Origin of the sequence: Paenarthrobacter sp. YIM B13468, from assembly GCF_042788025.1 — a bacterium.
Classification (GTDB): Bacteria; Actinomycetota; Actinomycetes; order Actinomycetales; family Micrococcaceae; genus Arthrobacter; species Arthrobacter aromaticivorans.
In genome coordinates, this window is sequence record NZ_JBHZPI010000005.1 from 134,917 (window position 1) to 147,211 (window position 12,295).

Here is a 12,295-nt window from a genome sequence, read left to right on the forward strand (position 1 = left end):
GCAATCCGTATGTGGCCTTGAGGCCACGCCCTGTGTTTCCGTCCGCAGCCAGTTAGCCGGGGAACACCGCTATTCGCCGCGAGAGACATTCCCCCGCGGCTGCGGCTAACACTCCCATCATCAAGACATGCCCAGGAAGAACAGCATATGAAGATCACCCGAACCAACGTTGCAGCACTGCTGGCCGCTGGCGCCCTCACGGCGGGTTTGACGGGCTGTGGCGGAGATGCCGCCCCAGCCCCAGCCACCGGAAGCGCCAAACCCGCCGGTACCGTGACGGTGTTCGCTGCTGCGTCACTCAAATCCACGTTCACCAAGATCGCTACGGACTTTGAGACCGCCAACCCCGGGACCAAGGTGACGCTAACCTTCGCAGGCTCCTCGGATCTGGTCACCCAGATCATCCAGGGTGCCCAGGCCGACGTCTTCGCATCGGCCGATACCAAGAACATGACCAAGCTCACTGACGCGAAGCTCGTCGACGGAACTGCCACCAACTTCGCCACGAACGTCCTGCAGATCGCCGTTCCGCCGTCGAACCCGGCCAACATTGCAACGTTCGCCGACCTGGCGAAGCCCGGGGTAAAAGTGGTGGTCTGCGCCCCTCAGGTCAGCTGCGGTTCGGCGATTGAGACGATCGAAAGGGCCGTGGGGACCACGCTGGCCCCGGTCAGTGAGGAATCCTCCGTCACTGATGTCCTAGGCAAGGTCACTTCTCAGGAGGCCGACGCGGGACTCGTGTACGTTACAGACGTCAAAACTGCGGGCGACAAGGTGAAGGGCATCCCGTTCCCTGAATCGGACAAGGTCGTCAACACCTACCCGATCGCGATGGTCGGCGCCAGCAAGAACAGGGAACTGGCCAAAGCCTTCATCGCGGCCGTGACCAGTGCCGAGGGCAAGAAGATTCTCTCAGACGTGGGCTTCGGCACCCCATAGACTTCACGATGCCACCGACTGTAGAACCGCGTACATCAGCATCCCAAGCATGGATTTACGCCATCGCGGTAGCAGGCGGAATGTTCGTCTTGCTACCGCTGGTGTCCATGGTGGCCAGGGTCAACTGGATCCAGGTCCTCCCACTCATCCCCTCCGAGTCCTCGCTGCCGCCTTGGGCCTGAGTCTGCGTCCGTCCGCAGCGAGCAAGACACTGTGCATCGTTCTTGGTGCTCCGCTCGCGCTGGTGCTCGCCCGCGGAAACTTCCCGGGACAACGCCTGCTGCGGGCCTTCGTCCTCCTGCCTTTGGTTTTGCCGCCTGTGGTGGGCGGCATCGCGCTGCTTTACACCTTTGGCCGGAAAGCACTTCTCGGAATCGACAGGCGGGTCGCCCTGCTGGCACAGGAACCTTTGTTTCCCCCATCTGAGCGTGCTGGAGAACGTGGCCTTCGGGCCGCGCGCCGCCGGCGCTGCCCCCAAGAAGAAGCCCACCATGCAGCGCGGCTCTGGCTCGCCGAAGTCGATGGCGCAGAGTTAGAAGAACGCCGCCCGGGGCAGCTCTCCGGCGGGCAAGCTCAACGCGTCGCGGTGGCTCGGGCGCTGGCCACTGCCCCGGAGCGGTTGCTCCTCGACGAACCAATGGCAGTCCTCGACATCCACGCCGCACGCCTACTCACGCGCGTACTCACTGAGCGCGAGCCCATCATTATCACCCACGACATCCTCGACGCTGTGTTGCTTGCCGATCGGGTGATCGTCACCGACGGCGGCGGACTCACTGAACAAGGTCCGACCCGCGTTGTCCTTGGAACGCCTCGCAGCCGCTTCGCCGCGGGACTGTCCGATCTAAACCTCCTCACCGGCAACGTCACGGATGTCGGCCTTACAAACGCATGAAGGTTGGACGGTCACCGGAGACCGCGATGAAGCAGCTCTTCCCGGCACCCCGGGCGCTGCAGCCTTTCCGCCGTCCGCCGTTTCCGTCTCTGCAGCCGAGCACGGCAGCCCGCGAAACACCTTCAAAGTCACCATCACGGATCTCGAACAACACGGCGACTTATTCCGCGTGCGGGCTGGCATATCTCGGCGGACGTCACTCCGGGAGCCCATGCAGAGCTAAGCCTCCTTCCTGGGACGGAGGCCTTCTTTGTGATCAAGGCTACGGCCGCCTGGTCTTCTGGGCCTGTTGATCAGCTGATTGGCCCTCTTTGGCATGATCTGCACGAATTCGAGGACAAAGCCGTCCTCCCGGCGGTCGTACTACTGAACTAGGCGCCAGTTGCAGTCGTTTCTCCGGCTCCCTGGTAGACGGCCCTCGGCACCAGTGGGATATGACAGACCTAACCGCCACCCTTATTTGCCCACAACGACGAGAGCGACCCTGCCTGCCGTTCGTACGCTCCCGTTGGGGACGCGTGCGTGTCTGGAAGAGCCGGTCGCTTGCGTCAATAGACGGCGGAAAAAACGGTGCGGCCTAGAAATCCAAGGCTATGGGGTCAGGTCAACCGGGGGCGCCGACGCCACACAAACCTCTGTACCAAACGCTTCCAACTGCGCTCTCTGTGCTGCCATTCTGCAGGAATGTAAAAATCCGGATCCGTTCCGCCACGTGGAAGATAAACTTCCTCGTCAGACGCAGGAAACGTCACTCCCACGTGATCTTCTTTTGATTCCATTAGAGCTCCTTTGTCGAGGGGTACGGACTCTTGAACCGCACTTCTGTGCGGCACTCCCCGGGCCTACTGTGGATCCTAAGTTTGCTCTACTGGTGTGCGACAGTCTTTAGACGAGACCGCCATAGTGGTGGGTCTCCTCGGATTCCTGCCCCCTTGCACTCCTGCATTACACATGCTAGGCAGCCGTCCCGGCACGGGCGCGGGCGATTGTCCCAATTCGTGCCTCTTCTGAATGACCAGACTTCCGCGCAAACGGCAGCGTGCGCGACCTACACAAAGTCATAAGCACTCAATGGAAATGCTCATTTTCAAGTCGGGGCCTCTGTCAGCCCACGAGATAACGTCGGTTGAGATCCAACGCGAGAGTTCGGAAGTTGGCCGAGAGATAAAGGAGTTCCATGGAAGACCACGCGAGGTGTTTGGAACCGATTGAGCAGGGAATTCGAACTCGAGATGCCGGCCCCCACGGAAGGCAGAGGCTCGAGCCGCAACTACAGGCGGTCTCAAGTTGATAGCCTCGTGGACCCAAGCCGGCCAGCCGCCGGAAAGAGGGCCAGGCAATACGTACACCCAAGGTATCTGCCGGAGCGGCTGGGAACGTCAGCCTGAAGCTCACATCGAATTAACGGTGGACAAAAGGTCTGCCATGGACGACTCCATCAACCTCGCAGTCGACCGGATCATGGAGGTCGCCCTCCAACACCGGCGCCACGGCATCCTCGTAACCCGGCTCGGGAACGGACGGTTCAGGGTCGAACTGAGCGAGACAGTCCCCTACGGATACACGGAACAACGCGACAAGCGCGATATGTCCTCCTGACGTCATGGTTCATTCCCAGCCTGCCAAACTCTGCGCGGCGGAACGGAACACCAGGTAGCTCCCAAGGATCTCCGAGAACGATATTTCCCGGCCTGGTTCGGCCCGTTTCCTGAACCGCACCCCCATCAGCCGTTTATTGTTCACCTGCAGTAACGGCGTCGTCAGCAGAGGTGGAGCACCGTTTAATGAGCTCGGTGTCGAACTCGTAACGATGGCTGCCGACATCCTCTCCTTGAATCCTGCGCAGCAGTAGCTCCACAGCAAAGTGGCCCATCTCGGCGTACGGCTGGCGGATCGTTGTAAGTTGAGGATCGACAAGGAGCGCCGCGCGCTCATCATCGAATCCCACGATGGCAACGTCCTCGGGGACGTCCAAGCCCCGTGCGCGTAGGGTCCGCAAGGCGGGAGCGGCCATTGAGTCCGTGACGCAGAACAATCCATCGATTTTCACGCCACTAGACAACGCGGCTTCGAGTCCGGTCCAATGCTCCTGGTGTTCGTTGAAGGGGTCCGCGCAGTCGATGACCAACGTGCTGTCGATAGGGATGCCGGCCGCAGAGAGAGCGTCCTGGTATCCGAGGGTGCGCTGGTCAATGAACAGGCCATCACCCCAATCCGCCGTTTCCCCTTCCATGTTCGGACGTAGGAGCCCAATCGAACGCGATCCTTGATCGATTAGATGCTGAACCGCAAGACGAGCGCCTTGCCTATTCTGTGCTGAAATCGTGGGGAATCGGACATTGCGGCTGGTGTCGTCGATAGCCACAGCGGGTAAGGCAATGCGGTCACAGGCCGCACGCACGCCCTCCTGGTCCGGCACGCCTATGACGATGACCCCATCGGTCGGGACGTTAACCAGCGCCTCGACGATAGACGCGGCGCCCCCTGCTGTCCCCGCAACTGGATGTGCCATGAGTTGGTAGCCCTCCGTGGCAGCGGCTCTGAATGCAGCGCGGACAACCGGCTCCCACCAACCCCAACCCGCATCGGGCACTATCACGCTTAGGGCGCGGTAGTCCCCATTGCGCAATGCGCGTGCTGTGGCAGAAGGGCGGTACCCAAGAGACTTAGCCACTTCCCGAACCCGTTCACGGGTCGCTTCACTAACGTCGGGGTGGTCTCCTAATGCTCTCGATACTGTGGCAACTCCAACTTCGGCTGCACGGGACACATCGGCCAAAGTTACTCTCCGTGGCATCGCAATCCATTCCTACTCAGTCTTTTCGTGGGCACTTGACCCTGCACCCATCCGCGTTTAGTCTATCGGAAGCGTTTCCGGTAACGTTTCCGGTAACGTTTCCGTAGATTAGTACTCTCAATGGTGAGGAATAGCCATGTCATTAACTGGTAGCTCTACCGACACGGCGGCACCGACGAACGGACCGCAGCGTGTTGGACCTGCCTTCGTCGTCATTTACGTGCTTGCGTTGTTTGGGATTTGGATGTCAATCAACCTTCCCGCCTCCGTGACACTCGCATTACGGATCGACGAACTCGACCCCGAAGGCAAGGCGACTAGCTATTCAATGGCGGCGGGCATTGGCACCCTGACCGCTTTGCTAGCGAACCCGGTGTTCGGGCGCCTCAGCGATCGGACCCGGAGCCGGTTCGGGCGTCGTCGGCCTTGGATCGTCGTGGGCATCTTCGGCACCGTTGTCGGGGCTGTCGTTATCGGTCTCAGCGACAGCATGCCACTATTGCTGATCGGCTGGATCATCATGCAGGCTTTCGTGAATGCAGCGATCGCCTCCTCTTTGGCGATCGTTGCTGACCGCATCCCCGAGAAGCAGCAGGGCATTATCGGAGCCTTGTCTGGCATGGCTTCATCAGCGGCGATGCTCGTCGGGGTGTTCTTCGTACAATTGTTTCCCTCAAACACCCTCGCTCAATTCGGCCTACCCGTCGCTGTCGCCGTTGTATTCTGCTCGATTTTGCTCGCGATGATGCGCGACGAAACCCCTGCCGCCGGCGACATCGCTCCATTCAGTCTCAAAGAGTTCCTCGGCAGTTTCTATGTCAACCCCCGCAAGTCGCCTGACTTTAGCCGCTTTCTAGTTGCAATGTTCCTGATCACTTGCTCATGGGGCGTCGTTTCGACATACACCGTGTACTTGTTACAGGACCGCATAGCGGTCCCCACAGAGGCGCTACCAGGCGTGATCACACTTGCCTACGTGATTCCGGGGATTTTGGCTGTGGTTTTCTCACCCATCGCCGGATGGCTCAACGACCGCACTGGTCGGCGCAAGGTTGTTCTGGGCTCAACCGCCCTAATTATGGCGGCAGGCACTGTTGTCATCATCTTCGCTGACGGCCTGGTGCCGTTCCTCATAGGCCTCTCCATTGTTAGCGGCATTGCCGGCGGCATGCTCTATGGGGGCTATATCGGGTTCGCTGTAGCCACTATGAACGATCCCAACACCGCGGCACGCGACCTCGGTGTGACCAACATCGCTTTCACCCTGCCATTCTCTGTGATGCCATTCATTGCGCCGGTGCTTCTCGGGGTGGGAGGAGGGGATGCAAACTACTCCGTATTACTGACCGTAGGCGCGGCGCTGACGCTCCTAGGCATCATTCCCCTCTTCTTCATTCGCTCTACTCGTTGAACGGACCCATCATGAATGAATACCGTGACCCTTCCCTTCCCGTCGAACTCCGCGTCGAAGATCTCCTCCGTCGAATGACTGTCGCTGAGAAGGCGGCTTTGATGTTCCACCCATCCACCAGCCCGAGTGGCGGTGACTTGACCCAAGCCGACGCTCTTGCTGCGGCCGAATTTTATGTCGGTAACTTGGGCATCAACCACTTCAACGTGCTTGGCGGGAAAGACTCACTAGTAGTGGCAGAGTGGCACAACACGCTGCAGGAGATCGCGGAAGGCACCCGTCTTGGTATCCCTGTAACACTCTCAAGTGATCCGCGTCATGGCTTCAGGAGTAATCCCTTCACCGGCCAGGCCCTCGGTATTCTCTCGCACTGGCCGGAAACAACGGGCATGGCAGCGATCGGAGACGTCGTATCCGTGCGCGCTTATGGGGACACCATGCGCCAGGAACTGCGAGCGATGGGTGTCAGGGTGCTCCTTGGACCGATGGCGGACATTTTTAGCGAACCTCGCTGGTCCCGCGGTTCGGGCACCTTTGGTGAAGATCCAGAGCGAGTCGCTGCGCTGACTGTGGCGTTCATCGAAGGGCTGCGAGGCGGCAAATACATGGGCGCGCACTCAGTGTCCGCCGTCGTAAAACACTTCCCAGGCGCAGGCCCCCAACTCAAAGGGGACGACGCCCACGACCCCCGCTACCCGGATCAGGTGTACCCAGGTGGAATGCAAGATTTGCACCTGATGCCATTCCGGCGTGCCTTGGCCGCTGGAGCGTCACAGGTCATGACCTACTACGGCAAACCTGTCGGGACATCCTGGGATGAGGTTGGATTCGCATTCAACGGCCCCGTTGTCCGCGACATACTGCGACGGCAACTCAGGTTCAACGGGGTAGTCCTGACTGACTGGAATTTGCTTGAGGCTGAGCAAATAGGCGGCATCACGTTCGGCCCCAATGGGTGGGGGCTTGAACACCTCGACTCGAAGGAGAGAGCTGCCATCGCAATTGATGTCGGCGTCGATCAATTCGGCGGCGACCGGAATCCGGAGTTGATAGAGGAACTCGTCGATTCCGGCCGTATTTCCGAGGCTCGCATCGACCAGTCTGCGCGGCGGCTCTTGGCTGAGAAATTCCGGCTTGGCGTCTTTGAACATCGGCGGGTCGACCTCAAGAATGCACGCTCGATCTGCGGATCCGCAATCTTCACGGAACGCGGGATCGCAGCGCAACGCGCTTCCCTCGTACTGCTTTCAGTCGATAAAGCAGCATTACCTCTGACTGCAGGAACGCGAGTACACCTCGACGGATTCGCCCCCGAAGATATCACCGAGGAACTGGTCATAGCTGACGACCCTGCGACTGCGGAAGCCATCCTTGTAAAGCTGGACGCTCCGTTCGAACCGGGCCGAGGATCGCTGGGTGACTTCTTCCACGGAGGTACTCTCGAATTCCCCCTTGAAACCGTGGAACGCGTCACCAATTACGCCAAGCAGGCGCCGGTATACCTCACCGTCTACTTGGAGCGCCCCGCGGTGCTCACCCCATTTATTGGCCTCGCCGCAGTCGTAATTGGTGAGTTCGGTGCCAGTAACAAAGTATTGTGCGATGCCCTAACCGGCCGCAGCCCGATCACCGGAACCTTACCCTTTGACCTGCCTTCATCGATGGCCGACGTCGAAGCCTCCCGGGAAGACGTGCCCTTCGACACGGCGGATCCACTCTTCCATACGGGCTTTGGGCTGCAGCGGCCTGTAATAGCCCCTTTGACTACGAACGCCTAACCGTGTGGGTGGCTTGAGCTGCGCTCCGGAAGTAGGCTTCACCAGCCTCCGGAGCGCAGCCCGGGAAATCGTCAAGGCTTCGACCGCACCACCCAAGATAGTCTGGCTTCTCGGCGACCTTAGATGTGTGATCCCCCCCGATCAATTTTCGTGCTGACCCCGATCGCACAAGGGCTCTCAAGAGGGCTCTCGGGCGAGGGCCTTCTCCAACGTCGAGGGATCGAAGTAGGCCTTCTCCGAGCTGATCTTGCCGTCCACAATGGTGTCAAAAAGTGTGGCATGCCAGCTAACGGCTACTCCACCGGCAGGGGCCCCAGGGCCGATGTAGCGAGCCGTGCAAAGTAGCTCTCCGACAACGTGGGTTTCGTTGGCGACGAGCGTGAGAATTTCAGCCTTAAAGTCGGACCGGTCGAATTGGCCGTTGTAGTCAATCATGTGGGCTCGGAAAGCATCGACCCCATGCACCGGGTGATCAAGGAAAGGCATATCTACGTAGACCATGTCGTCGTTATAGCAGGCGACCAACTTGTCGATGTCGGCGCCCGCCCACGCCTCGATCTGCCTGCGGAACAAAGCCTCGTTGGACCGAATGATGTGGCCGGATGTCACATCGTCCTGAATCTGGCGTAGGGAGCACTCAGCCAGGAAGTCGTTGACGGGCCGGGGCCGTCGACCCGTCAGCCTTTCGACATGATCGGTTAGCTTCGAGGTATGACCCTCGATGATACTGGTGTTGAGCCGCGTCAGGTAAGCCACGTACTCTTCGGGAAGGTTGTCCCTTCTCATCCGTTCTTCGGCTTCGCTCAACGTTTCCTCAATGGAGACGATCTGGCGGCCCGTCAACGCCTTGAGCCTGTCTGCCAGCCCATCGAGCGTCAGGGCTTCTGGCCCGGTCAACATGAGCGCCTCATGACGGCAGAGGCTGGCGTCCAAGAGTAGTTCGACGGCCGTTGCCGCGATATCCCTAGTGTCGATCCACGATACAGCGGAGCCTCCGGTCGTCATGACCATAATGCCTTGATCGCGGATCATGCTGGCAAAGAAGTGCTCGTCAGCAAGATCCTGCACGAACCAGTTAGGCCGAATTATGGTCCAGTCGAGCGCCGACTGCTCGACGACCACCTCAACGCGCCGCTCCTCGTCGTCTTCAGAGCGGAAATCCGCAGCGACCTCCGAGTGAAGCACCAGACGCGAGGCTCCAGCCTCAGTCATGAGCGCGAGAAACTCGCTCACTAGGACAGCGACGCCTCCGCCCTCCGGCTTGATGAGGTAAACACCGTCCGCACCGTCGAGAGCTCCGGCCCAAGACCCCTTGTCACTCCAGTCGAAGAGTACCGGCAAGGCTCCTTGGGCACCAACGTAGGCTCCGGGGTTCCGAGTTGCCGCACGCACGTCGAGCCCTCGATCGAGCAGAGCGGGGACCAGGTACCGGCCTGTCTTGCCGGTCGCGCCGAGTACAAGGATTGTTTTCAAAGTGATTCCTAACAGGTCAAGAATGAATTCGTTGGGCAGGCAGTAGCTCCGCAGCGTTTGGATCCAGGTCTTTCGAAAGGCTTTCCCCATATGGAGATCGCACGAGGTTGCTCGACGTCAAACATGTTGAAGTCGCAGCACCGGATCCTATTCTTACGTCGCTGATCGTCAAGATGTTGTGCCGAATGGCATAAATACACTTGGGCTGCTATCAATTAGGCAGAAGACAATCTAGCCAATCTTGCGCTAGCTGTCTCATCTCAAAAAGGACTGTGCAGCGAGCGGCAAACCGGATAGCTGTAATCTCTGCATGAATTCCCCGATCCCACCAATGGCATTTTGCGCCTACATTGCTGCCAAACGCCACATGTCGCGAATGGTCGCTGGCGACATTTTCGTGTGTCGACGCCAGGTAGGCTCCCGACGCTGGTGACTAGCCAACTCCGCGTCGAGCAAACGGGACACTGACAGATGGTGTCAGCGTCCATAGAAACCTGCGTTCTGCATAGTCCCACAAATCGATCAACCCATTTGTTCTTCCATGATGGGCCGGAAGCCGGCGGGTAACGGGGAAGATGAATGCACTCGAGGCAGTGAACCTAGAATTACTCGCCAAGGTGGCCCCATCGGAGCAACAGGAGTGCTGCGCTGAGGATGGCGAGAATCTATTATGTTCGAGCTCCGTTTAGAACGTGAGCCGTACTGGGAGCCGTGTTTTGAGTCCGTAGGGCTCCGTACCGCCGTGCAGACGACCGATAAACGAGCGGTCCGCTCGCGGAAGTTCCTTTCGGCGCGGCGGAGCCACGACCGGACCGGCACAGCGTTTCATGCTCGCGCACAAAAAGGCATGGACGACTATCTAGAAAGGAAATGTCTTGTCATACGACACAATTGTGGTTGGAGCAGGATTCGGCGGGTTGAAGACAGCTCGAGACCTCGCGGCTGCAGGGCAGACAGTGCTGCTCCTGGAAGGTGGGACCCGCATTGGCGGCCGCGCCTACTCCAGAAAATCCGCGGCGGCCGAGCATCTGCAGGTCGAAATGGGAGGGGCTTACCTACATCGGGAGCATCACCCGCGTCTTGCTGCTGAGCTGGATAGGTATGCAGTCCCGACAACTGCAGCTGCCGAGTTCACACATTTCAGGCACCAGCTAGGGCCCACTGCCCTAAACCGAGCGTTTCCCGTCCCTGGTTCGGAGGCCGTCGCGGTTGAAGCAGCCATTTACACGATGCTCAAGGATGCGCATCGGATTGATCTAGTTAAAGGCTTGGAAAACCAGGGGCTCGATGATCTCGACATACCGCTCAGAGACTACGTAGACGCCCTCAATCTTCCGCCAGTCTCTAAGCAACTTCTGCTCTCCTGGGCGTGGAACATGATGGGTCAACCAGCCCATGAGTCCAGTGCGTTGTGGGCGATGCAGTTTATCGCTGCTCATCACTGCAGCTTGCTGGGCGTCGTCCTTTCTATCGATGAAGTGTTCACCAATGGATCAGGCGAACTAGTGGGTGCAATCAGGAGAGATGTCCCCCATCTCAAGCTGGGAACAGTCGTCACGGAGATAGATCAATCGACCTCCACGACACGAGTAACTGTCCAGAATGGCGACACTTTTGAAGCAGAGTCGGTAGTTGTGGCGACGCCCATGAACACCTGGAAGAAGATCACCTTTTCGCCGCCGCTTCCGGAAAGACGCCGCCTAGTTGTTGAGGAAGGACACGGTTGTCGAGGGCTGAAACTGATCATTCACGTTCGTGGGAGCCAACCGGGGGTCGCGTGCATCGGGGATGGTGTCCTTCCAACGCTTTACGACTATTGTGCAGTTACCGAAAATGAACGTCTTTTGGTTGGCTTTACTGACTCCAGCTCATTCGATCCGACGGATGTCAAGGCAGTTGAAGACGCCGTACATCACTATCTGCCGGAAGCTGACACCCTCGGCGTGGACTACCACGACTGGTTAGGCGATCCGCTCTTCGAGGGTCCATGGGTTTCTCCACGCGTTGGGCAGTTCAGCCGGGTTCATAAGGAACTAGGGGAACCCTTCGGGCGAGTCCACTTCGTCGGCTCCGATGTTTCGTTGGCTTTCCCTGGATACATCGAGGGTGCCCTCGAGACGGCCGAACGTGCTGTAGAGTCCATTCTTTCCCCCCGTAGATACTCGTCCAGGACGGGTCAGCTAGTGAATGAGCCTGGATCGGCGCATCAGACGATGGGCGTTTGACCCGGCCGATCGACGGACCGCAAATCGGGATCGCGGTTGTGCTGTTCGCGCCGCCCATACCGATCCGATACACACGTCCGAGGAACGGATAGTCGAACAACAACTAACCTAGACAGAGTCCTTCCGCTAGTTCCAAAAGGGGAGATCGTGCCAGATACCAGCCTCGATAGGGTTTTTCAGACAATTAGTCAGTTGCTGCTCGAGGCAACAAAAGCCCGTACACCGTTCACGATCCTGCAGCTAGCCACAGTCGACGGAACCGGAGCGCCCAAGGTCCGTGGCGTGGTCGTCCGCCGGGTTGAGGATGGAAAGCTCTCGTTCATCACCGAGCTTCGGTCCCAGAAAGCCAAGGAGATAAGCGAACGAGCCCCGGTTGCGCTGAGTGCATACGATGCGGACAAATCCGTGCAAGTGCGCATTGAGGGCAGGGCACTGATCAACACAGATGAAATACGGCGCAGGGAATTCTGGAATAATTTACGCCCCCGCACCCGCCACCACTTCAAGACCACCATTTCACCGGGCACCGAGCTACCACATGCCGAAGGCCCGCCAATGGGGATCCATCGAAACTCCCCTGACTCTGGCGAGCTTTACGAACATTTCGGCCTTGTCGACGTCACCGTCGAGCGCTTTGATTGGCTTGACGTCTCGTCTTACCCACACCAGAGGTGTCAGTTCACCCGCAACCACGACAGCTGGAAAGCCATGTGGGTCGCGCCCTAAACTACCGGCTGTCTGACAACGGGACCGTGCATGGATGCCTTCCCTGAGTTC

At 59.0% G+C, this 12,295-nt stretch carries 9 protein-coding genes and 1 pseudogene; 8 read left to right on the top strand and 2 right to left on the bottom strand.

Annotated elements, in window-relative coordinates; all coding sequences use genetic code 11:
- Positions 1–147: 147 nt before the first annotated feature.
- The 4 genes and pseudogenes from modA (at position 148) to ACFX4T_RS06955 (ending at position 3,433) form a co-directional block, all read left to right on the top strand.
- Complete coding sequence (modA, locus tag ACFX4T_RS06940; RefSeq protein WP_377651254.1) at positions 148–939, top strand: molybdate ABC transporter substrate-binding protein; 792 nt, start codon at positions 148–150, stop codon at positions 937–939.
- 8 nt (positions 940–947) lie between these two features.
- Positions 948–1,312 (top strand): annotated as a pseudogene (locus ACFX4T_RS06945) (molybdate ABC transporter permease subunit); the annotation flags it as partial.
- A gap of 36 nt (positions 1,313–1,348) precedes the next feature.
- Complete coding sequence (locus tag ACFX4T_RS06950) at positions 1,349–1,834, top strand: ATP-binding cassette domain-containing protein (RefSeq protein ID WP_377651348.1); 486 nt, start codon at positions 1,349–1,351, stop codon at positions 1,832–1,834.
- A gap of 1,425 nt (positions 1,835–3,259) precedes the next feature.
- Complete coding sequence (locus ACFX4T_RS06955; RefSeq protein ID WP_377651255.1) at positions 3,260–3,433, top strand: hypothetical protein; 174 nt, start codon at positions 3,260–3,262, stop codon at positions 3,431–3,433.
- Positions 3,434–3,566: 133 nt separating this feature from the next.
- On the opposite strand, the gene ACFX4T_RS06960 is transcribed toward ACFX4T_RS06955, so the two are convergent.
- The gene (locus tag ACFX4T_RS06960; RefSeq protein ID WP_377651256.1) at positions 3,567–4,631 is read right to left on the bottom strand and encodes a LacI family DNA-binding transcriptional regulator; all 1,065 of its coding nucleotides are present in this window, start codon (positions 4,629–4,631) and stop codon (positions 3,567–3,569) included.
- A gap of 136 nt (positions 4,632–4,767) precedes the next feature.
- On the opposite strand from ACFX4T_RS06960, the gene ACFX4T_RS06965 reads away from it, so the two are divergent.
- Positions 4,768–6,042, top strand: a complete 1,275-nt coding sequence (locus ACFX4T_RS06965; RefSeq protein ID WP_377651257.1) for an MFS transporter — start codon at positions 4,768–4,770, stop codon at positions 6,040–6,042.
- Positions 6,043–6,053: 11 nt separating this feature from the next.
- Positions 6,054–7,820, top strand: a complete 1,767-nt coding sequence (locus ACFX4T_RS06970) for a glycoside hydrolase family 3 protein (RefSeq protein WP_377651258.1) — start codon at positions 6,054–6,056, stop codon at positions 7,818–7,820.
- 177 nt (positions 7,821–7,997) lie between these two features.
- Here the strand turns inward: ACFX4T_RS06970 and ACFX4T_RS06975 are convergent, their stop codons facing one another.
- Positions 7,998–9,293, bottom strand: a complete 1,296-nt coding sequence (locus ACFX4T_RS06975; RefSeq protein ID WP_377651259.1) for an NAD(P)H-binding protein — start codon at positions 9,291–9,293, stop codon at positions 7,998–8,000.
- Positions 9,294–10,168: 875 nt separating this feature from the next.
- Here ACFX4T_RS06975 and ACFX4T_RS06980 point away from each other — a divergent pair.
- Positions 10,169–11,518 carry a flavin monoamine oxidase family protein gene (locus tag ACFX4T_RS06980; protein ID WP_377651260.1) on the top strand — a complete coding sequence of 450 codons (1,350 nt, stop codon included), beginning with the start codon at positions 10,169–10,171 and terminating at the stop codon, positions 11,516–11,518.
- A 147-nt stretch (positions 11,519–11,665) separates the two neighbouring features.
- Entirely contained in the window at positions 11,666–12,244 is a 579-nt protein-coding gene (locus tag ACFX4T_RS06985; RefSeq protein WP_377651261.1) for a pyridoxamine 5'-phosphate oxidase family protein, read from the top strand.
- The last annotated feature ends 51 nt before the right edge of the window (positions 12,245–12,295 follow it).

Coding starts and splice junctions, on each gene's coding strand:
- modA (WP_377651254.1), top strand. CDS start 148: ATGAAGATCACCCGAACCAACGTTGCAGCACTGCTGGCCGCTGGCGCC.
- ACFX4T_RS06955 (WP_377651255.1), top strand. CDS start 3,260: ATGGACGACTCCATCAACCTCGCAGTCGACCGGATCATGGAGGTCGCC.
- ACFX4T_RS06960 (WP_377651256.1), bottom strand. CDS start 4,631: ATGCCACGGAGAGTAACTTTGGCCGATGTGTCCCGTGCAGCCGAAGTT.
- ACFX4T_RS06965 (WP_377651257.1), top strand. CDS start 4,768: ATGTCATTAACTGGTAGCTCTACCGACACGGCGGCACCGACGAACGGA.
- ACFX4T_RS06970 (WP_377651258.1), top strand. CDS start 6,054: ATGAATGAATACCGTGACCCTTCCCTTCCCGTCGAACTCCGCGTCGAA.